We start from the raw sequence: 25,924 nt of genomic DNA, 5'->3' as shown, positions 1-25,924 counted from the left end.
TTTATACCCCCTCATTTAGACCCAAAAGAAGGTTTATAAAATTAGTTGCAAATTAAAAAAAGAGAGTAATCCTATGGACATAAACAACACTAAATCGTATACAAAATATTACGTCATTGCTTGGGTATTTGGACTTTTATTTTATTTTTTAGATTATGTTATTCGCTCTGCTCCTGCGGTAATGCTTCCCGAACTTTCGCAGACTTTTTCGGTAAACGAAATTAGATTAGTTACCATTATCGGTACCTATTATTATACGTATTCGACTTGCAGTTTAATTGCTGGAATCGCACTCGATCGATTTGGAGCCAAATATTCGCTCTTTGCCGGCGCATTTATTTTAGGAATTGGCTGTTTATTATTTATGATTTCGAGTCAGTTTAGTGGCGTAACAGGTCGATTGTTTCAAGGTGCTGGATGTGCTTTTGCTTTTCCAGGCTGTGTATATCTTGCAAGTAAAGGATTTTCAGCAAAATCATTGGCAACAGCAATTGGATTTACACAATGTCTCGGAATGCTTGGCGGTTCTGCCGGACAATTTGTGGTTGGACCTTGGATCGAAGAGGGAATGCATATCGATACTTTTTGGCTTTTAATTGGAATTTTCACCATAATCGTTGCTTTTGGTCTTTGGTTTATAACTCCAGCTGATTTAGCAGAAAAAAAAGAAGAAAGTATAGTAAAAAAGCAAGGTATTCTAGAACCTTACAAAATCGTTTTTAGTAATCCGCAATCTTGGTTTTGCGGTATAATATCGGGATTATTATTTGCTCCAACCACTATATTCGCAATGACTTGGGCTGTTGATTTTTTTCAAAAAGACCGTGCTTTAGATTTTCATACCGCAACTATATCAAGCGCAATGGTCGCTTTTGGGTGGGTATTCGGATGTCCGCTTTTAGGATATATTACGGACAAACTAAAAAAGCGAAAACCAGTTTTGGTAGCTGGCGCTTTATTAATGATCATAACCTTAATTCAATTATTATATTTCCCTGATATATTGACTACTAAATATAGTATGTTTTTACTAGGAGTTGCTTCTGGAGCAGCTATGATTCCTTACTCCATAATTAAAGAAGCGAATCCTGATAAAGTAAAAGGAAGTGCCACAGGAGCAATTAATTTTATAACTTTTGGAGTAACAACGCTTTTAAGTCCGTTATTCAGTCGTTTATTTGGCCAAACTTTAAATGATCCTCTTGATAAAACAGTTCATTTTCAGCAAGCTGGCTTATTTTGGATTATTGGTATTTCGATAGCAGTTTTAATTAGTTTTCTGCTGAAAGAAACAGGCGAAGGAAAACCAGCAAATTCTGGTAAAGTTGTTATCTAAAAAAAAAGATAAGATCAAAAATGGTCTTATCTTTTTTCTTTATTCCTCTTTTGTAACAACAATCGAAGCTTTAAAACCTGCGGCAAGATTGTCCCAGTAATCATTCGTTACGAGATTGCCTTTATCGTCATATACTTGTATTTCTGCGGTATTTCCTCCTAGCGAACCAATGTTTAAGGCTTCAAAATCTAATTTATTAAAACCCTGCGCAAGGTTGATTTTTACTTGCTGAAAACTAGCATCTAGTAAAATTCGTTCTCTTATTACAGTTTCATTACAAGATACTTTTACCAAATCGCCATCAATTGCTCCAAAATCTCGAAACTTCACAATAAAATATTCTGATTTCGTTTTAAAATCACCCAACGAAATATTTTTCTTTACCAATACACCGCGTCCTTCTCTTAAACCAGCATCTTTTAAACTTTTATCCAAGTCTTTTTCCATTTTTGCTACATATCGATCGCCAGGATTGGCAAAATCGGTTTCTGTAGACATAGTAAATTTGCTTTTTTCTTCTCCAATCTGAAATTTTGATTTTGGAGTTATAGTCGTATTTTCAAAAACATTTGGCGTTTTAATACTTGGAACATCAAGAGTATTTGCCTGCGGGTCTTTTACGTCAGGAATCGGAGTTTTTTTAGGCTTTGCCGTAAACTTTCCCCCAGGAATAGCTTTGAATTTAGAATTAAATTCGACTTGGGCAGATACTGACATTGCAGTAAAAAATAATATGAAAAATAAAATGTGCTTCATTGAAAAAGTATTATCGAATCGGCTTTTATAATTAATATAAACCAAAAGTCTAGCATCACAAAAATAGTATAATTTAGTTAGCCTCTACAACTTTAGGAGTTTTATAACATTAAATTAAGCTATTTTTTGGAATCAAAAAACCTGCCAAACTGCTTTTTTACTTTACAAAAAATAAATTTCAATTTTCGATCCCGAAGTGTCGGGATCAAATTTCAAAAACTATCACAAAAAATATTCTTTTTGCTTCAAAAAACAAACTACCGTTTTGATTATTAACAACTTATTCTTAACTTCAAGACTTTATTTAACCATTTATAAAACTCAAAAGAAATGGATTATATAGATTACTACAAAGTTTTAGACGTTACAAAATCTGCTACTGAGGCGGACATCAAAAAGGCATATCGAAAACTGGCGAGAAAATATCATCCTGATTTAAATCCGAATGACAAGGAAGCCGAAAAAAAGTTCAAAGAAATAAATGAAGCCAACGAAGTTCTAAGCAATCCAGAAAATCGAAAAAAATACGACAAGTACGGAAAAGACTGGCAACATGCCGACGAATTTGAAAAAGCAGGTTATAATCCGAATCAGCAGCAAAGCAGACAACAAAGCGGTTCTCAATATTCTGAGGGTGATTTTTCTGGTTTTGGCGGAGACTTTTCTGGAAGTGATTTCTCTGAATTTTTCAATTCGATGTATGGCGGTGGCGGAAGAAGCAGATCGCAATCTAAATATAGAGGACAAGATTTTAATGCTGAACTAGAATTAGATTTAGCAGAAGCGTACACAACGCATAAACGAAACTTGTCTGTAAACGGAAAAAACATTCGAATCACTATTCCTGCTGGTGTTGAAAACGGACAAATTATCAAAATTCCAAATCATGGCGGACCTGGTGTAAACGGCGGCCCAAATGGCGATTTGTACATCACTTTTATCATTTCTAATAATTCAGATTTTAAACGTGAAGGAAATAATCTGTATGCCGAAGCACCGATTGATTTGTATACTGCTATTTTGGGCGGAGAAACTCACATCAATACTTTTGATGGGAAAGTAAAAATTAAAGTTCCAGCAGAAACTCAGCCAGGAACTAAAGTAAAATTGAAAGGAAAAGGTTTTCCGGTTTACAAAAAAGAGAATCAATTTGGCGATTTATACATCACGTACACGATAAAAATTCCAACAAAACTGTCGGACAAAGAAAAAGAATTATTTGAAGAATTAGCAAAACTAAGAAAGTCATGAAAAATAAAAACTTAATCCAGATCAAACAGTTTTGTATTTATCACGAAATTGAAAACACGTTTATAACCGAACTTCATAATTACGGACTCATTCATATTATAACAGAAGAAAATGATGAATTTCTAGAACCAGAACAGCTTCCAACGGTAGAAAAAATGATTCGAATGCATTATGATCTCAAAATTAATTTAGAAGGAATTGATGCAATCTCAAATCTTCTGAATAAAATTGAAGCCTTACAGCAAAATTTAAATATTGTCCAAAATAAGCTTCGCCTTTACGAAGAAAAACAAACCGACTAACAGTTAAATATCACAAAAAAGCTTGATTTCTGAATTGATTTCAAGCTTTTTTTAATGCACGCAAAAAGCATAATCCTTAAATTGCAGCATCTTTAATTAACCTGAATTTGCTTTTAAAACCATACAGACAAATTCGCAAAAATTATAAAAAATGAAAAGAGAAAACATCTTAACTGGATCTCCGTGGGAAGACAAAATGGGATATTGCCGAGCGGTAAGAATTGGTAACATCGTTGAAGTTTCTGGAACTGTAGCCATTGTTGACGGCGAAAAAGTAAAAGCTGATGACGCTTATGCTCAAACGTATAATATTTTGGAGCGAGTTGAAAAGGTTTTAGAAGATTTAAATGTGGGAATGAAAGATGTTATCAGAACTAGAATTTTCACTACAAATGTTTCTACTTTCGAAGAAGTGGCGAGAGCGCATTCTGCTTTCTTTAAAGATATAAAACCAACAACAGGATTTTATGAAATCAGTAAACTGGTTGCTCCAGAATATTTGGTTGAAATAGAATTTACTGCTGTGGTTCAGTAATATTTTTTGCCGCGAATTTCACTAATTGCCACTAATTATTTTTCCTTTTGCCACTGATTAAAGGATTAAAAATGATTATTTTTTCTTTTAATTCGTGAAAATTAGCGAAATTCGTGGCTAAAACATTTTTACTTTTTAATGAATTCCCTAAATTCAAAACAATTTTTTCTTGATCTTCCAAAATGGATTGTTATTTGTGCTTTAATCGGCATTTTATCAGGATCAGCTTCAGCATTTTTCTTAGTTTCTTTAGAATGGGTTACGCAGTTTAGAATTCAGCATGACTGGATTATTTGGCTTTTGCCTTTCGGCGGATTTCTAGTTGGTTTGAGTTATTATTATTGGGGAGAATCTGTTGTAAAAGGAAATAATCTTTTATTGGAAGAATACGAAAATCCCAAAAAAGTGATTCCGCTTAAAATGGCGCCTTTAGTGCTTTTAGGGACTTTATTAACTCATTTATTTGGAGGATCTGCAGGACGAGAAGGAACTGCAGTACAAATGGGAGGCGCAATTGCCGATCAGTTTACAAAACTCTTTAAACTAGATAATTCAGAACGCAAAATTTTAATCATCCTCGGAATCAGTGCGGGTTTTGCTTCTGTTTTCGGAACTCCTTTGGCTGGTGCAATCTTCGCTTTGGAGGTTTTATATTTCAGTAAAATTAATTTCAAAAGCATTTTACTTTCTCTCTTGGTTGCTTATGCTGCCTATTTCACAGTAGAATTTTGGGAAATAAAACATACGCATTACAATATTCCAACAATTCCAGAACTTAGTTTAAACAACATTTTATACACTATAATTGTTGGAGTTTTATCAGGTTTTGCTGCTTTATTATTTTCTAGAAGCACTCATTTCTGGGGTTCTCTTTTTTCTAAAAACATAAAATATCCGCCGCTTCGTCCAGTAATTGGTGGAGTTATTTTAGCTATTGCAATTGCAGGTTTAGGATTTACTAAATTCTCTGGATTAGGCGTTCCCGTGATTGTTGATTCCTTTTCAAATCCAAATCAGTGGTACGATTTTCTGCTTAAAATTTTATTTACTGGATTTACTTTAGGAGCTGGTTTCAAAGGTGGTGAAGTAACTCCATTATTCTTTGTTGGCGCAACTTTAGGAAGTGCTTTATCAACTGTAATTCCGATGCCAATTGCACTTTTAGCAGGAATCGGATTTGTTGCCGTTTTCTCAGGCGCAACCCACACTCCTATCGCCTGCACCATTATGGGAATGGAATTATTCGGAATCGCTCCAGGAATTTTCATCGCAATTGCCTGTACAATTGCATATTTTTCTTCTGGCTCTATCGGAATTTACAAATCTCAGATTGTAAAAGGTGCGAAATACAAATTGTATCAAAAGTTTCAAAAGAAAGAACTTCAGAATTTATAAAGTAAAATTTCAAACTGGTTTGAGAACTGAGACTGCGACTGAAAACTAAAAATATTTTCAGCATTACATGAAAAAAATGTAAATTCGCACACTATGAAAATACAAGATATTCAAGCGATTCAATTGTTACTCGCCAGCCCAAAGAAAATCGTCATTATTCCGCACAGAGGACCAGATGGCGATGCAATGGGATCTACGTTGGGTTTATACCATTTTTTAATTAAAAACAATCATCAGGCAACAGTAATTGCTCCGAATGATTTTCCTAATTTTTTAGCTTGGCTTCCAGGATCTGAAACAGTAAAAATATTCGAAAAAGAAACCGAAATCTGCACACAGATTTTAGAAGAAGCTGAAATCATTTTTACGCTTGATTTCAATGCTTTTCACCGTACAGGCGAAATGATGGAAAAAGCTTTACAAAAATTGAAAGCGACTTTCATTATGATCGATCATCATCAAAAACCTGATGATTATGCTGCATACACTTATTCAGACACTTCATACGGATCAACTTGTGAAATGGTTTACAACTTCATTAGCTTCTTAAATAAAAAAGAAGATATTGATAAAGACATTGCAACTTGCATTTACACAGGAATCTTAACAGATTCTGGTTCTTTCCGTTTTCCTGGAACAACTGGAAACACACATAGAATCATAGCCGAATTAATTGATTTAGGAGTTGAAAACACTCAGATTCCCGTATTGCTTTTCGACAATAGTTCGTTCAGCAGATTACAGTTATTAGGACGTGCTTTGCAAAATATGAAGATCCTTGAAGATCATAAAACTTCGTATATGACGTTAACACAAGAAGAGCTAGATTCTTTTAATTATGTTAAAGGTGATACTGAAGGAATTGTTAATTATGGCTTAAGTATAAAAGATATTCTTTTTACTGCTATTTTTATCGAAAATAAAGACGAAGGTATTATCAAGATTTCATTCCGTTCGCAAGGAGGTTTTGATGTAAATCAGTTTGCACGAGATCATTTCAATGGCGGCGGGCATAGCAATGCAGCTGGAGGAAGATCTGAAGTTTCGATGGAAGAAACTGTCAATAAATTTGAAGATTTAGTAAAAAAACTAAAATTATAGTCCAAATCATGAACTACCTAAAACTTAGCATTTCCACTTTGCTTTTTACAGTTTTACTAAGCAGCTGTAAGCATCATGAAGAAGCCAGAAGACCTATTTCTAGAACTTCGGGAACATTCATGAAAAAATCGGCTGACCGAAACAAAAAATTAGTGGCAAATGAAGAAGATGTCATTAAAAAAATAATCAAAAGCAATCCGAAAGTAAAGTATTATGCCACTCCAAAAGGCTATTGGTTTTGTTACGATGAAAAAAACGTAAATGAAACTGCAGCTCCAAGAAAAGGCGATATCGCTTACTTTAATATGGAAGTGAAAGATATAAAAGGCGCTACAATCTATTCAGATTCAGATCTTGGTCCGCAAACTTATTATGTAGACAAACAAGATATTATGATGGGTTTACGTGACGGAATTAAAAGAATGCACAAAAATGAAACGGTTACGTTTTTATTTCCATCACACATGGCATACGGATATCACGGAGATAACAAAAAAATTGGTCCAAACGAATCTTTAATGGTTACGGTAACGCTTAGAAATTTTGTTCCAGATCCTGCTGCACCAATAGCAAAACCTGCTACTGCTCAACCATCAGCCGTAACGCCAAAACCTGCAGTTGCAAAACCTGCTGCGCCAGCCAAAAAAGACACATTACATTAACTCAATAAAACAATATCTTAAAATGAAAAAGAGTATTTTATTATTACTAATAGCCGTAAGCTCATTTTATTCTTGTAAAGACGACCACAGTAACCTACCTGATGGTTTATATGCCGATATCGAGACAAACAAAGGTCACATCATTGTAGAGCTTGATTACAAAAAAGCGCCTATAACAGTGGCTAACTTCGTGACTTTAGCTGAAGGTAAAAACGAGTTTGTAACGCATGAAGAATTAAAAAACAAACCATTTTTTAACGGTTTAAAATTCCACAGAGTAATAGAAAGTTTCATGATTCAGACTGGTGATCCATTAGGAACTGGTTCTGGAGATACTGGATATAAATTTAAAGACGAATTCTCAGATTTGAAATTTGACAAAGCTGGAGTTTTAGCAATGGCAAACAATGGCCCTGGAACAAACAGCAGCCAGTTTTTTATCACTCACGTAGAAACTCCTTGGTTGGATAATTTACATACTATTTTTGGTCATGTTGTAGATGCAAAAGATCAAGAAGTGGTAAACAAAGTAGTTCAAGGAGATAATATTGTTGCTGTAACGATTATCAGAAATGGTGAAGCAGCGAAAAAATTTGATGCTGTAAAAATATTCCACGATTATTTTGCTGACATCGCAAAAGAGCAACAGAAATTTGCTGTAGTTCAAAAAGAAAAAGTAGATTCTTATGCAGCTTTAAAAGCAAAAGCTACTAAAACTACAAGTGGTTTAGAATATGTAATCACAGAAAAAGGAAGCGGTAAAAAACCTGTTGCTGGAAATCAAATTTACATTCACTACGCTGGTTTCCTTGAAAACGGAACTTTATTTGATACTAGCATTGAAGAAGTTGCACAACAATTCGGAAAATTTGATCCTGCAAGAGCACAACAGCACGGATATCAGCCAATTCAATTTCAAGCTGGTAAAAAAGACGGTTTAATTCCTGGTTTTATCGAAGGAGTTAAGCAATTGTCTTACGGAGATAAAGCAGTACTTTTCATTCCATCTCACTTAGCTTATGGAGCAACTGGCGCTGGAGGTGTGATTCCGCCAAACGCAAATATTATTTTCGAAATCCAGATTTCAGATAAACAATAATCGAATTACAGACCTAAAATTTAAAAAGCAATGAAATTTAAATTTCTATTTTTATTTTGCTTAGCAATAGTAAATATACAAGCTCAAACTAAAAAACCTGCTGCAAAACCAGCAGCTAAACCTACAACTACAGCAGCGGCAACTGCAAATCCAGATGATGGAATTTTCGCTACAATCTCTACTACAAAAGGAGATATTGTTCTTTCTTTAGAATATGTAAAAGCTCCTGTAACGGTAGCAAACTTTATTTCTTTGGCAGAAGGTACAAATCCTAATGTGAAAGCATCACTTAAAGGAAAACCATTTTATAACGGATTAAAATTCCACAGAGTTATCAATGATTTCATGATTCAAGGTGGTGATCCAGACGGAAATGGTTCTGGAGGTCCAGGTTATTCATTTAAAGATGAATTTGTAGACGATTTAAAATTCGAAAAAGGCGGTGTTCTTGCAATGGCAAACTCTGGCCCAGCAACAAACGGTAGCCAATTTTTCATTACTCATAAAGATACTCCTTGGTTAAACGGAAAACACACTATTTTTGGTCACGTAGTTTCTGGAATGGATAATGTAAATAAAATTGTTCAGGACGACGTAATGACAAAAATTGTTATCACACGTAAAGGAGCTGCAGCAAAGAAATTTGATGCTTTAAAAGTTTTAAGTGATGATGTTAAAAAAGAAGCGGCTAAAAAAGAAGAAGCTAAAAAAGTAATCACTGCTAAAGCTGCTTATTTTAAAGACTTAAAAGCAAAAGCAACAACAACTACTACAAATTTAAAATATGTAATTACTCAGAAAGGTACTGGGGTAAAAGGTGCTGAAGGTTCTACAATCTATTTCCACTACGCTGGATATTTTGAAGATGGTACTTTGTTCGACAGCAGTATGCCTTCTGTAGCAAAAGTTTATGGAAAATACGATGCTAACAGAGATGCTCAAGGGGGGTACAAAGCTTTCCCTTTTACAGTTGGTAAAAAAGACGGAATGATTCCTGGGTTTCTTGAAGCTCTTGATATGATGACAGACGGAGAAAAAGCAACTTTCTTCTTGCCTTCAAATTTAGCTTATGGTGAAAAAGGTGCTGGCGGTGTAATTCCACCGAATGCAACTTTGATTTTTGAAATTGAAACGTATCAAAATCAACCTAAGTAATTAGTACAGAGAATATTTATTCTTTATAAATAAAAGCCATCAGATTTATTTTTGATGGCTTTTCTCTTTTTTAAATATTTTCGGTTTTTAAATAATTCCTAATTCAAGACTTCAAAATTCAGTTTTATTATCATTTAATTACTATTTTCAACATAGTACGATAAAATCCTAAACAAAATAACTTACCTTTGCCGGCTAATTTTTTTAAACAGATAATTTATGACGTCGCAAAATAATGTATTAAAGGGTGTTTTTTTGGTTGCTTTGGGAGCAACTACTTACGGAATGTTGGCTACTTTTGTAAAGATGGCTTATTCTGAAGGATACACAACTGCAGAAGTAACGACATCACAGTTTATATACGGAATTCTAGGTATTCTTGTAATCAATCTTTTTCAGCGTGTTAAAAACAAAAATACAGCTGTAAAAGCTTCTCCTAAAAATATTTTCAATTTAATGCTTGCTGGAACCTCTTTAGGAATGACAAGCTTATTTTATTATTTGGCTGTGAAATATATTCCTGTTTCTATCGGAATCGTTTTATTGATGCAAACCGTTTGGATGGGAGTTTTACTTGAAATGATTTTGGAAAAGAAATTGCCTTCAAAACAAAAAGTTATTGCTGTATTTATAGTGCTTTTCGGAACCGTTTTAGCCACAAATCTTATCAATAATGATATCGAACTAGACTGGCGAGGTTTGGTTTGGGGAATGCTTGCAGCAGCGTCTTTCACTACTACTATGTTTACTGCAAATAGTGTGGCAACCGAAATTTCATCAGCTCAAAGAAGCCTTTATATGCTTTTAGGCGGTGCTGTTATTGTATTTTCTTTTGCTTTTGTAACACAAGTAACCGCTTTCAATCTTGAAATTTTCTTAAAATGGGGAATTGTCTTGTCTTTGTTTGGAACAATTATTCCGCCACTTTTAATGACTGCAGGTTTTCCTTTAACAGGAATCGGACTTGGAAGTATTGTTTCTGCTCTTGAACTTCCAGTTTCTGTAACAATGGCTTATGTTTTATTAAACGAAAAAGTAATCCTTTCTCAATGGATTGGTATTGTATTAATTATACTTGCCATAATTATTATGAATGTAAATTTCAAATCAAAAAAATAACGCCAAATATGCATTATTAAAAAAATAAGATCTGTAATGCAATAATTGTTAATTTTTTTATAATTTCGTGATAAACAACTAAATATCATGATTTTACCTTGGCATTTATATTTAATGGCTTCTTTATATATTCTTGCTGGGATAAATCATTTTAGAAAGCCTGGAATGTATATAAAAATCATTCCGCCCGCATTTACAAACCCCAAATTAATAAATATTTTAAGTGGTGCCGCTGAGATTATTCTAGGCACCTTTCTAATCCTGCCTTTTACAACACATTTTGCCGCCTGGGGAATTATAATGCTATTAATTGCTGTTTTCCCTGCCAATTTGTACATGTTTCAAAATAAAAAAGCAGGTTTCGGTTTACCAAAATGGATTTTATTTGTACGTTTGCCCTTACAAATTGTTTTAATTTATTGGGCTTACCAATATACATTCTAACATTAACCATTAAATTATTTATTATGAAAAAATTATTTGCAGAGTTTTTCGGAACTTATTGGCTTGTTTTTGGAGGGTGCGGAAGTGCAATATTTGCTGCAGGAATTCCAAATTTAGGAATTGGATTTGCAGGTGTTGCGCTAGCTTTTGGTTTAACAGTACTTACAATGGCATACGCGGTTGGGCACATTTCTGGCGGTCATTTTAATCCAGCTGTTTCTTTTGGTTTATGGGCTGGCGGAAGATTTTCTGCCAAAGATCTTATTCCGTATATCATTGCACAATGTGTTGGAGCGGCGGCAGCGGCAGGAACTTTATACACAATTGCTTCTGGAAAAGCTGGTTTTGCAATTGACAACACAAAAGCTGGAGCCTTTGCATCTAATGGTTTTGGAGCTTTTTCTCCAGATGGTTATTCATTACAAGCTTGTTTCATCGCCGAATTTGTACTTACATTATTCTTTATCCTAATCATTTTAGGAGCAACAGACAAATTATCAAATACGCCTTTTTGTGGAATTGCAATTGGTTTGGGATTAACTTTAATTCACCTAATTAGTATTCCAATTACAAATACGTCTGTAAACCCAGCAAGATCTTTATCTCAAGCTATTTTTGTTGGCGGAGAACCATTGTCTCAGGTTTGGCTTTTTTGGGCCGCTCCTATTCTTGGCGCGCTAGCAGGAGGTTTCCTTTATAAAACATTACTGCAAAATAACGCTGAAGCCTAATTCTACTTTAGAAAAATCATTCACAAAATAAATTAAATATATAAATATGGGATTTTTATATTTCTTACTTATAGGCGCAATTTCTGGTTGGCTGGCTGGTCAAATCTGGAAAGGTGGCGGTTTTGGATTAATTGGCAATATCGTAGTCGGAATCGTTGGCGGAATTATCGGCGGATGGATTGCCGGAAAACTTGGTATTGGCGGTGGCGGACTTCTTTGGCAGATTTTAATTGCTGTAGGAGGCGCTTGGGTTTTATTATTTATAATAAGCCTCATCAAAAAATAATAGCATAAATAATAATTTCTAAAGAGAAAATCAGATATATTTATATTAGGTTTTCTCTTTTTTTATTGAATAAAACCGAAAGAAATCTTTAATTAATTCAAATATTTATGCATCATGAATGATATTATTAATTATTTTTCTACGATTCCTTCTTCGCACAGAAGTTTGATTTTGGTTGGCGGTATTACGATTTTCTGGCTCATTGAAAACAGCTTTCCTTTGTTTAAAATGCAGTACAGAAAATGGCCTCACGCAGGAATAAATTTCTTCTTTACGTTTACCACAATTGTCGTCAACTTTATTTTGGCTTTTATTTTAATACGAACTGCTGCTTGGACAATCGATCATAATTTTGGAATATTGCAATGGCTTCCACAAATGCCAATCTGGCTATATACTATAATCGGCTTATTGCTTTTGGATTTAATTGGCGCTTATTTAGCTCATTTGGTAGAGCATAAAGTAAAAATTCTGTGGCAATTCCATTTGGTACATCATACAGATACTTGGATTGATACCACAACGGCAAACCGACATCATCCTGGAGAAAGTGTGGTGCGTTTTGTTTTTACTACTTTGGGCGTTTTAATTGTTGGAACTCCCATGTGGATGGTTTTTCTGTATCAGTCATTATCTGTTATTGCGTCGCAATTTAATCACGCTAACATTTCGCTTCCAGAAAAATTAGATCTTTTCTTAAGCTATTTTATTGTTTCTCCAAACATGCATAAAGTGCATCATCATTATGTTCTGCCTTACACAGACAGCAATTATGGAAACATTTTTTCTGTTTGGGACAGGTTTTTCGGAACCTTCACCTATTTACCCAAAAATCAGCTCATATACGGTGTAGATACGCATATGGAGCCTAAAGAAAACAACGAATTGAAGAATCTGCTAAAAATTCCATTTCAAAAATCACGATCCTTCAAAAACAGTTAAAATCATTAAAAAAAGTGCACTCTACTGAACCAACGTATTATTTTTTTTTTTAATATTGATACTAGAATTGAAAATCAATCTATTAATCATTAACACCCTATTTTGAATTAATTTTCACGAGATGAAAAAGAGTAGCCGCAAAGAATTAACTCCGGAACAGACCGAAAGACTTGTTTCGTTAGCTTTAGAAGAAAGAAATCCATTTGAAATTATAAAGAAAGAATTTGGATTGGCAGAAAAAGAAGTCCTGGACATCATGAAAAAGAAAATGCCTCTTGAAAAATTTGAGATGTGGAAAAAGAAGGCAATCGCAAATAAACCAAAGCCCAAACCAGTAAAAATAGATGATTTTGATGAAGATTTGGACGGAAAATATTATATCAAGAATAAATTAGACTAACATAAGACTCCTGTTTTTACAGGAGTTTTTTTTATTTTTAAAATTAATGTTACTTTTAAGTAACTTTTTGACATTTTTTGTGTCAAATACAATTAACTAAACATATAGAAATGAAAAAAATACTTTACACCTTAGCTCTAGCGGTAACTTTTTGGAGCTGTAAAACAGGGAGCACAGGAGCCGCAAAAAGCAATATTGTTGAAGTTAATATCAATCTAACTGATGTTAAAGATGATAAAGTCTTAGTAACAGTTACGCCACCAGCTATTAAAAGTGAAGAAATTGTTTACAGCATTCCGAAAACTGTTCCTGGTACTTATTCAACAGATAATTACGGAAAATATTCAGAAGATTTTAGAGCATTTGATGTTAAAGGAAATCCGCTTACTGTAAAAAGATTAGACGATAATTCTTGGTCTATTTCAAACGCAAAAGCATTAAAGAAAATCACTTATCTGGTAAACGATACTTTTGATACTGAAAAAGGAACTGGTTTTGGAAATGATGACGTTTTCTCTCCTGCCGGAACAAACATCGATGCCGGGAAAAACTTCATGGTTAACACGCATGGTTTTGTTGGATATTTTCAAGATAAATTAGACGTTCCATACAAAGTTACGATCACACATCCTGAAACACTTTGGGGAGCTACTTCTATGACAGATCAAGATGCTAGCAACACTTCTGATGTATTTACAACTTCTCGTTATGCTATTTTGGTAGAAAACCCAATTATGTATTCTAAACCTGATTACACTACTTTTAATGTAAATGGAATGGATATCTTAATCGCGGTGTACTCTCCTACTGGAAAATATACTGCCGAGAGCATTACTCCAGAAATGAAAACGATGATGACAGCGCAGAAAAACTTTTTAGGAAAAGTAAATTCTACTAAAAAATATACTGTGTTACTGTATTTATCAAGTATGGCAAAAGATGACGCGCACGGTTTTGGTGCTTTAGAACATCCAACTGCAACAACTGTGGTTTTACCAGAATCAATGCCAAAAGAAAAATTGGTAGAATCTATGAAAGATGTAGTTTCTCACGAATTCTTCCATATCGTTACGCCATTAACTATTCACTCAAAAGAAATTCAGTATTTTGATTACAATGCGCCGCAAATGTCTGAGCATTTATGGATGTATGAAGGTGTAACAGAATACTTTGCTAATCTTTTCCAAATCAACCAAGGTTTGATTGACGAAGCTGAATTCTACACTCGTATTGCTGATAAAATTGAACAGTCAAAAAGTTTAGACGATACAATGTCGTTTACAGTAATGAGTAAAAATGTATTAGAACAGCCTTATAAAGATCAGTACTTAAATGTGTACCAAAAAGGAGCTTTAATTGGTATGTGTATCGATATTATTATTAGAGAAAAAAGCAATGGAGAAAGAGGAATTCTTGATTTAATGCATAAACTATCTGATGAATATGGTATTGAAAAACCTTTTAATGACAATGAATTATTCGCAAAAATCACTTCATTAACATATCCAGAAGTTGGTGACTTTTTAAATAAATATGTTAAAGGAACTACTCCAATTCCTTATGATTTTTATTTAGCTAAAGTTGGTGTTACAAAAGCAACAGAGAAAAAATCTGGAAATCCGTTCATTAAAGGACAAACCCCAAATATTTCTGTTGACAAAGCAACGAAAGAAATCACTGTACGTCCTGAGTCAGAATCAAAAGATTTTTTCAAAAACCTGAATTTAAAAGGTGGCGATAAAATTTTAGCAGTAAATAATAAATCATACAATTTGGATAATATTTATGATTTAATTACTGAAAGTGAAAACTGGAAAGAAAATGACCCAATTACACTTAAAGTAAAACGCGGCACTAAAGAAGAAACGATTAAAGGAACTGTAAAGTTACCATTCGAAGAAACTGAAACTTTTAAAGCAACAGACGCTTCAAAAGAGAAACTTAAAAATGCATGGTTAAAAGGATAATTTCTTTTTTACAATAATAAAAAAACCGACAAGTGATTGTCGGTTTTTTTATGCTTTGTTTGAATTACTTTGTGGGGCTTCGACTTCGCTCAGCCTGACAAACTTTATCTTGATTTAAATCTTTATTTCTTCACAGGAAATTTCCAATCAAACTCATCTTTACTGTTGATGATCGCTCCGATTTCAAACTTCACTACCTCATCAAATTCTGTTTGAAGGATAAACCAGTTGTCTTCGTTGAAGTAATTTTCGAACGTATCAAAAGTTTCCTGATTGTATTTTGTGATTCCTTTCGCAGCAAAATCTTTCTTAACATCTGCAATTTTTCTACCAATTAATTTGAATCCGAAAACTTCTAGATCATTGCTTGATGCTACTAAATAACCTAATTTCAAATCTTCTTCTTCATAAAAAGTCAATCTGATTTTGTGTGCATTGTAAACAAAAATCACATTGTCATCTTCGTCTTTATAGTTTTTATCAGGTTTTCCTAAAGCAGCGGTTACATCATTCTGCTTCATTCCAAAAAGAAGCTTATCAATTCCTGATTTTAGATTTATTTTCATAGGTCGTTTTCTTTATTTGAAATGCAAATTTCGTGAAGTTTTTTATTGTTTTGTCACGAATTGCACAAATTTTCTCAAATTTAAATACTTATTTTTTGTCTGACTGAGCGAAGTCGAAGCCTTTTTGCTCTCTAAAAGCCCTTCGACTTCGCTCAGGTTGACATAAGTTTAATTTTTATAATTCTTTTTATTGGGTTTACTACTCATATAAAAAGTGATTTTTCCGCCATTCATCACATCTTCATGTTTTAAGAAAGGCCTAGAAAGTTCTTTTCCGTTTAAAAGCACTTTTGAAACAAATACATTTTTATCGGATTGATTAACTGTTGCGACTTCAAATGTCTTTCCGTTTTCTAAATTTAAAACAGCATTTTTCAATAATGGGCTTCCCAAAGCATATTCGTCAGAACCTGGAGCGACCGGATAAAATCCTAAACTGCTAAAAATATACCAAGCGCTCATTTGCCCGAAATCGTCATTTCCACCTAAACCATCAGCGCCATTTCTGTACATTTTCTTCAAAATCATTCTAATTTTATCTTGCGATTTCCAAGGAGAATCTGTCCAATTGTACAGATAAACTACGTGGTGAGAAGGCTCGTTTCCGTGAACATAATTCCCGATGATTCCGTCTCTTGTGATATCTTCTGTATTTTCAAAATATTTATCTGGAAGATGCATATTGAAAAGAGAATCTAAACGAACTTTAAATTTCTCATTTCCTCCCATTAATTTAATCATATCAGCAGGATCTTGCGGAATGTATAAACTATAATTCCATGAATTTCCTTCAATAAAACCTTGTCCGTGCGTGTCTAGCGGATCAAATTCTTTCTTGAATGTTCCATCGTTTAATTTCGGACGCATGAAACCCGTTTTTTCATCATAAACATTTTTATAATTTTTCGATCTGTTAATGAATTCATTATAAACATCTGTTTTTCCTAATTTCTTTGCGGCCTGCGCAATTGCCCAATCGTCATAAGCATATTCTAAAGTTTTAGAAACCGAAGCACCATTTTTATTTTCTGGAACATATCCTTTATTCATATAAAATTCAAGTCCGTCGTAATATGGCACTTTTGCAGTATTAACGCAGGCTTGAAGCGCTTTTTCAGCATCAAAACTGATATTGCCTTTTACAATTGCATCTGCGACAACTGAAACCGAGTGATAACCAATCATACACCAATTTTCATTAGCATAATGCGACCAGATTGGCAACATTTTATGAACGCTCTGATCCGAATGTGCCAGCATTGAACTTACCATGTCGGCATTTCTTTTGGGCTGAACAATATTAAACAATGGATGTAAAGCACGATACGTATCCCAAAGCGAGTAACTTGTATAATTTGTAAAATTCTCTGCTTTATGCACATTCATGTCAAGACCTTTATAATTTCGGTCTAAATCCATGTATTCTGTCGGACCTAAAAATGCATGATACATTGCCGTGTAAAAATTAACCAAATCTTCTTTTTGAATCGTTTCAATCTGAACTTTATTCAATTCTTTATTCCAAACTTCCTGACTTTGATTTTTTACTTTTTCGAAATCCCAATCTGGAGTTTCTTTTTTCATGTTTTCTAATGCTCCGGCAGAACTTACTGGCGACAATGCCATTTTAATTTTGATTTTCTCTCCTTCATTAGTATCGAAATCAAAGAACAATTTTAGGTTTTGTCCTGCCATTTCTGGGAAATTTTTCGTTTGATCAAACCTTCCCCAAAAGCCTCTATAAACACTTTTTTCTTGAGCAGCTTGTCCGTAGCTTTTAATTGGTTTGCTGAAAGACATTGCAAAATAAACTGTTCTAGTTCTCGCCCAGCCATTTGTCTGGCGATATCCCGTTACCAAAGTATCGTTTTCTACTCGAACAAATGTCCAAACATTCTTTTTATCATAATTGTAAATTCCTGAAGTTAGATCCAAAATAATATGCGCTTGACCCGATTTTGGAAAAGTGTATTGATGCATTCCCACGCGGGTTGTTGCTGTCAATTCTGCTTTAATTTTATGATCTTCTAGAAAAACGGTGTAATAAGCTGGTTCTGCTTTTTCTGTAGAATGCGAAAATGCCGATCTATAACCCGACAAAGGTTTTGATGCTACACCTGGGTTCAATTGCAATTTTCCTGTTGTTGGCATAATTAAAAAATCGCCTAAATCGGAATGTCCTGTACCACTGAAATGTGTGTGGCTAAAACCTACAATCGTTTTATCTTCGTATTGATATCCTGCGCAGTATTTATAAACTTCTCCGTTGTATTTTCCGTTTAAACTGTAAGCTATTGTATCTGTTTCTGGACTTAACTGTACGCTTCCAAATGGAACCGTTGCGCCTGGATATGTGTGTCCCATCTTGGCTGTACCAATCATCGGATCTACATACTGAATAAGATTTTGCTTTTCGTTCAACTTCTTCTGACCGAATGTCTTATTAGTAAAAAGTACTAAAACTAATATTCCGAAAAGAAAATTATGACTGCATTTTGTTTTAATCATTTTTATAGTTTTTCTTAGAAATTTCCCTTGTTGTTTTAATGTAGAAAAATACAACAAAATCTATTTTTAAAAAACATAATTGATGATGATTTAAACTTGAAACAAAAAACTACTCATTCATTTCATCATAACGTTCTGGAACTTGCGGGTCGTAAAGCGGACATTTGAATTCTTCCATGATCCCTACTAATTTGTTCATGGTTTTTCCTTCTGTCCCGTAGCAGTCAATTTTTACGCTTTGAGGTGTGGTAATAACTTGAAATGCGCCTTTCCCTTTTGGGTTTTTCCAGCTGTTTTCATCCACTCTTTCCCATTCTGAAAAGACTGAATTAATTCTATTTACGATTACTTCAACTTGAAGAACAGCAAGACCTTCTACTTCTTCTTTTTCAAGCAGCGCTTCATAAACTTCTTGATTATTAAGGTAGATTTCGTCTAGATATTTCCAAAAAAGTAATTCGTACATAATCGGTATGTTTTTGAAACCATATAAGTTATATAAGTAAATTAAGCTTGCTGCTAAATTAAAATGAACTTATATAACTTATATGGTTAAATATTTTTAATATTCGAATGTTCCGTATTCGCTTGTAATAGTCAGCTTTTTAGAATCTGAAGCTTCCACTCTACCTACGATTTGTGCATCAACATTAAATGATTTCGAAATTTCAATAATATCTTGCGCAATATTTTCTGGAACGTAAAGCTCCATTCTGTGACCACAGTTGAAAACCTGATACATTTCTTTCCAATCTGTTTTTGATTGTTCTTGAATTAATTTGAACAATGGTGGAACTGGAAATAAATTGTCTTTTATAACGTGTAAATCTTTTACGAAATGTAAAATTTTAGTTTGTGCACCGCCGCTGCAGTGTACCATTCCGTGAATCTCTTCTGGAGTGTATTTATCTAAAATTTTCTTGATAATTGGGGCGTAAGTTCTTGTTGGAGAAAGCACTAATTGTCCTGCATTGATTGGACTATTTTCTACTTCGTCAGTTAAATTTACTTGTCCTGAATAGATTAATTCTTCTGGAACTGCTGCATCGTAACTTTCTGGGTATTTCTTAGCTAAATATTTTCCGAAAACGTCGTGACGTGCAGAAGTAAGTCCGTTACTTCCCATTCCGCCGTTATAGCCTTTTTCATAAGTTGCTTGTCCGAAAGAAGCCAAACCTACAATTACGTCTCCAGCTTTGATATTTGCATTATCTACAACATCGCTGCGTTTCATACGTGCAGTTACTGTCGAATCTACAATAATGGTACGAACTACGTCTCCAACATCAGCAGTTTCTCCACCAGTTGAGTGAATTGTAACGCCAAAAGATTTTAATTCGTTGATTAATTCTTCTGTTCCGTTGATGATTGCTGAAATTACCTCAGCAGGAATAAGGTTTTTATTTCTTCCAATAGTTGAAGAAAGCAAGATATTGTCTGTTGCACCAACGCACAATAAATCGTCAATATTCATGATTAGAGCATCTTGAGCGATTCCTTTCCAAACAGAAAGATCTCCAGTTTCTTTCCAATACATGTATGCCAAAGACGACTTTGTACCCGCTCCGTCAGCATGCATAATAAGGCAATGTGCATCGTCTTGAGTTAAATAATCAGGAACAATTTTACAGAATGCCTGCGGAAATAAACCTTTGTCAATATTTTTTATAGCGTTATGTACGTCTTCTTTTGATGCCGAAACACCTCTTTGTGCATATCTTTTGCTAGAATCTGAACTCATGAAAATTAGTTTGTGTTGATGTGTTGCAAAGATAATCCCTTTTTTTAATTCTTTGGCTTATTCGATTATTTGATTGATAAAAAAATCGGCAGAAGTTTGTATTCTGCCGATCTCCTGAAATAAAATTGGTTATTAAATGTGGTCTGGTTACTGTTATTCCCAATCAGGCATTGATGCGTTCTCAAACAAAGTTTCCCTTGTACTATTATCTGATGCATTAGCCGTTTGAATATTTTTAGCCGAAAGTCCATCATTTGAAGTATTTACGAAAATGACTTTGGCTTCATTTGGCGAGAATTTGACATCTAAATCATTGAAACCATTTTCTTTGTTTGAAGCTAATTCTGCCGATGTATTTGTCGCTACCGTATAAATAAATATTCTGGAATCTAATCTTCTGTAATCTGCATTTTCAAATCCAGACACGTCTCTTGTATATACTACTTTTGAATTATCGATCGAAATATCAATTCCGCTTGCTCCTCCAGTCATACCTGAAAGCACTTGGTACAAAATATTACCATTCATGTCTATGGTATAAATTTCTACACTATACCCCGAAACATCATTTACTTTTAAAACAATCTGACTTCCATCGCGACTCCATTCGCATTCAGAAATAAATTTACCATTTGGAGTTTTAAACAACTGAATTAAACCTGATCCATCGGCGTTTATGCGGTAAAGTTTATCAAAATTCGGATAAACAATCTGGCTACCATTGTTGCTCCAAGAATAACTTACATTATCCATATTAAAGCCCGCGATAGGTACAAAATTGGTGATTTTTCTAACATCTGTACCATCAGGATTCATACTGAAAATTTGATACAAAGATCCGTCAGAACTTATATAGGCAATTCTGTTAATACTTAGATTTTTTCTTGGTCTAAAGCTATTTACCTCTGCCGAAGATAATTGAAGTTCATTTCCTTCTTCATCTGCGGTAAAAATAACATTGTTGTTTTTTATCTTTTTAACATACATATATCTTGGGTTCGGAAAAGCCAATGTTCTGAACGAATTTGTCACACTATTTATAGGTTTATTTATTCCGTCACTAACGGTTACTTGCCAATAATATTTGGTGCTAAAACTCAAATCCTTAATATTTAAAGTTGTTGTTTTAAGGTCCGTATATGTTTTAACTTCATCAGTAGTTCCGTTTTTTACTGTAACAGTATAAGTAAGCGGATCGCCTTCTGGATCTTTGGCTGTCCAAGTAAGATCAAGACTTAAAGCTTGACCAATAGCATTATCTGCTGGCGCAGTAAGCACTGGTATTTCTGGCGGTTTGTTTGTTGCAGTTGATACCTCCAATTCAAAAATCACCTCTATTTCAACACCATTTGCAATTGTAGCGGGCACAAATCTGGCAATGAAACCATCCTTTTGGGCCTGAAAAGCATATTTTCCTGCAGGCACATTTTCGATTGTAAAGTAGCCATCTTTATCAGTATAAACTGTACTTGTAGTAGGGTTCGAAGACACACGAGCATTTTCTATTCCTGTGTATGATCGAACGTCGACAACTTTCCCTTTTATTCTTCCTGTTCCTACATCTTCAATTGGATCTTCGCTGCAAGAAATGAGAAGAATAAAGCACGCTAAAATTCTTAATGCTATTTTCATTTGAGACTGAATTTTGTTAAACTTATATTGAACTTAATTCTTTAATAATTGATTATAAAAAATTAAAAAGCTGCTTATTTCTTTTTGTAATTGGTGGCTTTTGGAAAGTAATATGTCAAACCTAATCCAACGCGATAATAAAAATCGTCCCGGACACCGCTAACGATATAATCAACATTATCACTAAAAGCAATATTATACTCCCCGTATAATTTGACACCAAAATTGGACGAGACTAAATATTCGACTCCAGCTCCAAATTGAGCTTTACTATGAAGATTTTCGGCTTTTTTATTGAACTCTATACCGGTTCCAGCAAAAACAAATGGGGTCACAACGTCTCGTGGCAATATGAGGCACTCTAGATTCAGATCCAAAGAAACATATCCTGCATCCAATCTTCCTGTGTTGCCTACTTTAAATGCATTGGTAGAAGCACTTAAATTAAAAGCCGGATTGAAAAAGAATTTTACAGCTCCCCTCACCATTGGTTTTGGCTCTGGACTTGGATAATCTCCTTGCATTACCGCTATTCCTCCAGAAGCTTCCAATCCAAATCTGCCTCTTTTATTTTCGCTTATATTTCTATTGTACAACTCTGCTAAATCTGCTTCGCTTTTTTCTTTGTCATATTCGGCAACAAAATCATCGACTTGTTTTTGAGGTGCATTTACTTCCCAAAGTTTATCTTTAATTCCGTCAACAATAAGTCCTTCAACTGCTTTTTCAATGGCTTCAGTTACCGCCATCTGAATTGGTTCGTTTCGAGTAAAACCCGTTTCAACCTCTAAAAGTCTGTTTAAATTGACATACCTGAATAAACTTGCATCAATGCTTTGCGATAAAATAGTTTTAGAAACATAAACCGTATTTAATATTTTTCCGTTTGAAGTCGAAACTAATCTTAAATAAACAGTTACCCTGTCTTGTCTGTATTGTGTAGAACCGCCTGCACCAAAATATCTGGCACCAAAACCACCTGTAATAATATTGGTGTCATAAGAAATGATTCCGCCTTCAAGTAAAACTCCAGCAAACAAAAGAGGAGTTAAAACTGCTTCATTAGGATCTGCTTTAGCTGCATATTCTTGGCGAGTAGAGCGAATAATATTTCTTTCGTTTAAAAGATTTCCTAAGTTTTCACGTTCTATAGGCACAAACCATTTTGAGTCCTGCAAGGCTTTTATTAAAATAGAAGTTGCTCCTTGGGTAACAGCCGTGCTAAAAGTGCTTCCTAGTTCAGTCGGCTTGTACTGCCCCGTCTGATCTTTAAATTTATAAACACCTACGACTATCTGCTCTTTGGGTTTTGGCATTTCTACCAATTTGGCTGTGGCTGGAGTTCTTTCTCCATACACCGCGTTTTGCACTCCAACAGGCTGATTAAAATATGCTCCACATCCTGAGAATAGGCAAATTATTAAAAATAGAAAAAGGGGACTTTTATTCATATCACAATTATTTACAATAAGACAGTATCTAACTTTTTACTCGAACAACCGAAAAATTTATTGTCCCGGAAGAATTACTTGTGTTTGTTCACCCGTATCTGTATCTAAAACATCGACCACCAGTCCTAAGTTAGAATGGTAAATATCAACCGATAAGGTTCCAAAAACATAAGTTCCTGGCGAAAGCGAACCGCTTCCTGTGCCAGTTCCCGTACCTGTGCCAGTTCCGCCTCCTGTACCTGTACTGCTCCCAAATTGATTTTCAAACAAGGAGTTTGAAAGCCTGTTCAGCAATTGATTGTTCAAATTGCTTTTGAAACGCTCCAAATCTGTCTGCTGTTTATAGCCTGTATTGGTTTGTTCTTTGTAATCATTCTGTGCCTGAGCAGAACTTAATAGCCACGGATAATTGAAGGTCTCTCCTCCAAAATTTGGATTTGCAGCCTTGTAGGCAAGATTTTGTGCAATCGAAATTGTACTAAAACCAAACAAGCAAACGAGTAACGCTATAGTTTTCATATAGATACTTTTTAGTTTTGAACATTAAATAGTAATCGCTTTATCGAAAAAACATACTCAATCTTGAATTTTAGTATTGAGTAATCATTTTGTTTTGCTTTTCTAGATCTTTAAAATACTTGAATAACTTTTGAGCCGCAGAATCGGCCATGTATTTTAAAAAATCTTCGTCAGGACGTGAAATAAACTCCTCTATAATATCACTGTCTACCAATATTGTAATTTTTGTAGTTCTTCCAAAAGTCAATTCTTCTTGAACCGTTACAATTTTAGTGGTATGAACTTTCAGTTTAGAATATTGTGCATAAAACATATCGTAATAATCATTTCCAAGCTTGGTTTTGGTATCATTGGCTACAATTCCAACCATTTCGATACCATCAACAGGAACAGATTTTCCTGCGTCAGATTCTGTTTCTTCATTAAAAACAATTCGATCTTTGCCAATTATGGTGTTACTTTCATCATAAATCAATAACATTACAATTACTTCATCTTGCTTGGTGTAATTGACCTGTGTTTTGGATAATTCCACTTTTTGAATGGGTTCTAATGTTACTCTTCCGTCTTGAGCACTGGTAGATTTATTTGAACTTGATTTGTTTTTTTTGAATACGCTTAGTTTGTATGAAATATTCTTAAACTCTGATTTTAAATTTTCTGCAGTTCCGGTTATAAATAATAAATTCTCAATTTCTTTGACTTCAATTTTTGCTTTTACCTCCTTGTTGTACTCTGCTTGGCAAAATCCATTTTCAGAAAAAAAAAATAAAAAAAATGCAATAATTATGTTTAGATACTTTTTCATGGTCTTAGCGATTGAATACGTAAATTATACCAGAATTTCCAGACTGATTAATGATCATATCTTTTGATATTGAATTTGATCCTGTGCTAAAAACCGTTAAATTATTGCCTTCTTGATTGACCTTCATCGATTCTACGCCTCGAGAATAGGATGAAACATCACTTATATAATTATTATTACCAGACTGTATATAGGATTGATTTATTTCGTCTGCTCTTTTATAGACATTCATGTAGTTATTGTTACCAGTTTGCTGTGCAGTTACATAAGCATTATTACTGATAATATTGAAATTGGCCTGATTGAAGTTACCAATTTGTGTGATTTTAACTATATTGTGACTTACAATATATTGGTTAGTATTTTTGCTTTGATTGGGATTGTTTGATTCATTTAAAGCTATTACATAATCATTCATATTCCCTCCAATAGATTGGGAGAACATATTTCCGATATATAGAAATAAAATGATTAGTACTGTGCTTTTCATAATTTTTGAGATAATAAAAAAAGGAAGAACTGATAGATCTAGTTCTTCCTTTTCCTGGTTTGTTTTAGTTAGACTGGATTACTAAGCTTCCGTTAAGGAATCCTGTTTGTGTAACTGTGCTATTATGAGAATCTCCAAATTGTGCTGTTGCAGCGAAGTTTCCAGCTCCATACTGTTGGATGCTTGACATGTTGTCGTATCCTAATTGGAAAGTCAGTGCGTTGTTGAAAATTCCATATTGCTCTGTACTTGCCCAGTTTCCTTCACCTACTTGAATAGTCGATGCGTTGTTAAGCCAGCCTACTTGAGTAGTAGCCGCAGTATTGAAATTTCCTAATTGGAAAATATCAGAAGAGTTGTCTGCTCCAAATTGAGTTACATAAGCTTGGTTTCCAACCCAAAATCCTTGGAAAATGTCTGAATCATTGTCACTTCCAATTTGTGTTACAACAGCAAGATTTCCTGCTCCTAATTGTAGAATTTGAGAATCATTGTTGTCTCCATATTGTCCGACAATAGAAACGTTTGCAATACCAATTTGATCAACATCTGAAACGTTTTGTTCTCCAACTTGAACAACTAATGCACCATTCAATAAACCTAATTGGTCAACATCACTAGTGTTAGCTTGAGCAAAGGCAGCGCCTGCAAATAGCATCGCGGAGATGCTTAAAATTACTTTTTTCATAATAAATATATTTAATTGGTTATTAATACAAATTATTATG

General features: G+C 34.1%; 27 protein-coding genes. 16 read left to right on the top strand and 11 right to left on the bottom strand.

From position 1 onward, the window contains the following. Positions 1-73 precede the first annotated feature (73 nt). Complete coding sequence (locus tag ACE01P_RS07435) at positions 74-1,336, top strand: MFS transporter (RefSeq protein WP_379695814.1); 1,263 nt, start codon at positions 74-76, stop codon at positions 1,334-1,336. 39 nt (positions 1,337-1,375) lie between these two features. Here ACE01P_RS07435 and ACE01P_RS07430 read toward each other — a convergent pair whose 3' ends face one another. After that, entirely contained in the window at positions 1,376-2,053 is a 678-nt protein-coding gene (locus ACE01P_RS07430) for a hypothetical protein (protein WP_379695812.1), read from the bottom strand. Between the two features lie 369 nt (positions 2,054-2,422). Here ACE01P_RS07430 and ACE01P_RS07425 point away from each other — a divergent pair, with 369 nt between their 5' ends. The 15 genes from ACE01P_RS07425 to ACE01P_RS07355 all read left to right on the top strand — a co-directional run bounded on the left by ACE01P_RS07425 (position 2,423) and on the right by ACE01P_RS07355 (position 15,481). After that, positions 2,423-3,343: a DnaJ C-terminal domain-containing protein gene (locus ACE01P_RS07425; RefSeq protein ID WP_379695810.1), complete on the top strand. Its 921-nt coding sequence runs from the start codon at positions 2,423-2,425 to the stop codon at positions 3,341-3,343. Next, positions 3,340-3,645 carry a chaperone modulator CbpM gene (locus ACE01P_RS07420; protein ID WP_379695808.1) on the top strand — a complete coding sequence of 102 codons (306 nt, stop codon included), beginning with the start codon at positions 3,340-3,342 and terminating at the stop codon, positions 3,643-3,645. The genes ACE01P_RS07425 and ACE01P_RS07420 overlap by 4 nt, the downstream gene beginning before the upstream one ends. 151 nt (positions 3,646-3,796) lie before the next feature. Further along, positions 3,797-4,180: a RidA family protein gene (locus ACE01P_RS07415; RefSeq protein WP_095929905.1), complete on the top strand. Its 384-nt coding sequence runs from the start codon at positions 3,797-3,799 to the stop codon at positions 4,178-4,180. Between the two features lie 138 nt (positions 4,181-4,318). Continuing rightward, a complete protein-coding gene (locus ACE01P_RS07410) occupies positions 4,319-5,575 on the top strand; it encodes a voltage-gated chloride channel family protein (RefSeq protein WP_379695806.1) in 1,257 nt (418 codons plus the stop codon). A gap of 93 nt (positions 5,576-5,668) precedes the next feature. After that, positions 5,669-6,676, top strand: a complete 1,008-nt coding sequence (locus ACE01P_RS07405; RefSeq protein WP_379695804.1) for a bifunctional oligoribonuclease/PAP phosphatase NrnA — start codon at positions 5,669-5,671, stop codon at positions 6,674-6,676. An 8-nt stretch (positions 6,677-6,684) separates the two neighbouring features. Further along, positions 6,685-7,338: a gliding motility-associated peptidyl-prolyl isomerase GldI gene (gldI, locus tag ACE01P_RS07400; protein WP_379695802.1), complete on the top strand. Its 654-nt coding sequence runs from the start codon at positions 6,685-6,687 to the stop codon at positions 7,336-7,338. 22 nt (positions 7,339-7,360) lie between these two features. After that, positions 7,361-8,437, top strand: coding sequence for a peptidylprolyl isomerase (locus tag ACE01P_RS07395; RefSeq protein WP_379695800.1), 1,077 nt, complete (start codon positions 7,361-7,363; stop codon positions 8,435-8,437). Between the two features lie 30 nt (positions 8,438-8,467). Further along, positions 8,468-9,592 (top strand): peptidylprolyl isomerase, encoded by a 1,125-nt coding sequence (locus ACE01P_RS07390; RefSeq protein WP_379695798.1) that lies wholly within the window; start codon positions 8,468-8,470, stop codon positions 9,590-9,592. Positions 9,593-9,811: 219 nt separating this feature from the next. After that, positions 9,812-10,711, top strand: coding sequence for an EamA family transporter (locus tag ACE01P_RS07385; RefSeq protein WP_379695796.1), 900 nt, complete (start codon positions 9,812-9,814; stop codon positions 10,709-10,711). 87 nt (positions 10,712-10,798) lie between these two features. After that, the gene (locus ACE01P_RS07380; protein WP_379695794.1) at positions 10,799-11,155 is read left to right on the top strand and encodes a DoxX family membrane protein; all 357 of its coding nucleotides are present in this window, start codon (positions 10,799-10,801) and stop codon (positions 11,153-11,155) included. Between the two features lie 23 nt (positions 11,156-11,178). Further along, the gene (gene aqpZ / locus ACE01P_RS07375) at positions 11,179-11,886 is read left to right on the top strand and encodes an aquaporin Z (RefSeq protein WP_379695792.1); all 708 of its coding nucleotides are present in this window, start codon (positions 11,179-11,181) and stop codon (positions 11,884-11,886) included. A gap of 46 nt (positions 11,887-11,932) precedes the next feature. Next, the gene (locus ACE01P_RS07370) at positions 11,933-12,172 is read left to right on the top strand and encodes a GlsB/YeaQ/YmgE family stress response membrane protein (protein ID WP_379695790.1); all 240 of its coding nucleotides are present in this window, start codon (positions 11,933-11,935) and stop codon (positions 12,170-12,172) included. A 114-nt stretch (positions 12,173-12,286) separates the two neighbouring features. Beyond that, positions 12,287-13,114 (top strand): sterol desaturase family protein, encoded by an 828-nt coding sequence (locus ACE01P_RS07365; RefSeq protein ID WP_379695788.1) that lies wholly within the window; start codon positions 12,287-12,289, stop codon positions 13,112-13,114. Between the two features lie 121 nt (positions 13,115-13,235). Further along, positions 13,236-13,514 carry a DUF2805 domain-containing protein gene (locus ACE01P_RS07360; protein WP_008462445.1) on the top strand — a complete coding sequence of 93 codons (279 nt, stop codon included), beginning with the start codon at positions 13,236-13,238 and terminating at the stop codon, positions 13,512-13,514. Between the two features lie 110 nt (positions 13,515-13,624). Further along, the gene (locus ACE01P_RS07355; protein WP_379695786.1) at positions 13,625-15,481 is read left to right on the top strand and encodes a peptidase M61; all 1,857 of its coding nucleotides are present in this window, start codon (positions 13,625-13,627) and stop codon (positions 15,479-15,481) included. 122 nt (positions 15,482-15,603) lie between these two features. On the opposite strand, the gene ACE01P_RS07350 is transcribed toward ACE01P_RS07355, so the two are convergent. The 10 genes from ACE01P_RS07350 to ACE01P_RS07305 form a co-directional block, all read right to left on the bottom strand. After that, positions 15,604-16,047, bottom strand: coding sequence for a hypothetical protein (locus ACE01P_RS07350; RefSeq protein ID WP_379695784.1), 444 nt, complete (start codon positions 16,045-16,047; stop codon positions 15,604-15,606). 168 nt (positions 16,048-16,215) lie between these two features. Beyond that, positions 16,216-18,555: a GH92 family glycosyl hydrolase gene (locus tag ACE01P_RS07345; protein WP_379695782.1), complete on the bottom strand. Its 2,340-nt coding sequence runs from the start codon at positions 18,553-18,555 to the stop codon at positions 16,216-16,218. A 109-nt stretch (positions 18,556-18,664) separates the two neighbouring features. Further along, positions 18,665-19,021: a hypothetical protein gene (locus tag ACE01P_RS07340; RefSeq protein WP_379695780.1), complete on the bottom strand. Its 357-nt coding sequence runs from the start codon at positions 19,019-19,021 to the stop codon at positions 18,665-18,667. Positions 19,022-19,117: 96 nt separating this feature from the next. After that, positions 19,118-20,296 carry an AIR synthase related protein gene (locus tag ACE01P_RS07335; protein WP_379695778.1) on the bottom strand — a complete coding sequence of 393 codons (1,179 nt, stop codon included), beginning with the start codon at positions 20,294-20,296 and terminating at the stop codon, positions 19,118-19,120. Positions 20,297-20,449: 153 nt separating this feature from the next. Further along, a complete protein-coding gene (locus ACE01P_RS07330) occupies positions 20,450-21,928 on the bottom strand; it encodes a carboxypeptidase regulatory-like domain-containing protein (RefSeq protein WP_379695776.1) in 1,479 nt (492 codons plus the stop codon). Between the two features lie 74 nt (positions 21,929-22,002). Continuing rightward, positions 22,003-23,379, bottom strand: coding sequence for a CsgG/HfaB family protein (locus ACE01P_RS07325; protein WP_379695774.1), 1,377 nt, complete (start codon positions 23,377-23,379; stop codon positions 22,003-22,005). A 57-nt stretch (positions 23,380-23,436) separates the two neighbouring features. Next, entirely contained in the window at positions 23,437-23,898 is a 462-nt protein-coding gene (locus ACE01P_RS07320) for a curli assembly protein CsgF (RefSeq protein WP_379695772.1), read from the bottom strand. Between the two features lie 70 nt (positions 23,899-23,968). Continuing rightward, positions 23,969-24,706: a CsgE family curli-type amyloid fiber assembly protein gene (locus ACE01P_RS07315; protein ID WP_379695770.1), complete on the bottom strand. Its 738-nt coding sequence runs from the start codon at positions 24,704-24,706 to the stop codon at positions 23,969-23,971. 4 nt (positions 24,707-24,710) lie between these two features. Further along, positions 24,711-25,196 (bottom strand): hypothetical protein, encoded by a 486-nt coding sequence (locus tag ACE01P_RS07310; RefSeq protein ID WP_379695768.1) that lies wholly within the window; start codon positions 25,194-25,196, stop codon positions 24,711-24,713. Positions 25,197-25,260: 64 nt separating this feature from the next. After that, complete coding sequence (locus ACE01P_RS07305) at positions 25,261-25,884, bottom strand: hypothetical protein (protein WP_379695766.1); 624 nt, start codon at positions 25,882-25,884, stop codon at positions 25,261-25,263. Positions 25,885-25,924: the final 40 nt, after the last annotated feature.

Source organism: Flavobacterium sp. HJSW_4, assembly GCF_042436695.1.
Lineage (GTDB): Bacteria > Bacteroidota > Bacteroidia > Flavobacteriales > Flavobacteriaceae > Flavobacterium.
This window is presented reverse-complemented; position numbering and strand designations above follow the sequence as displayed.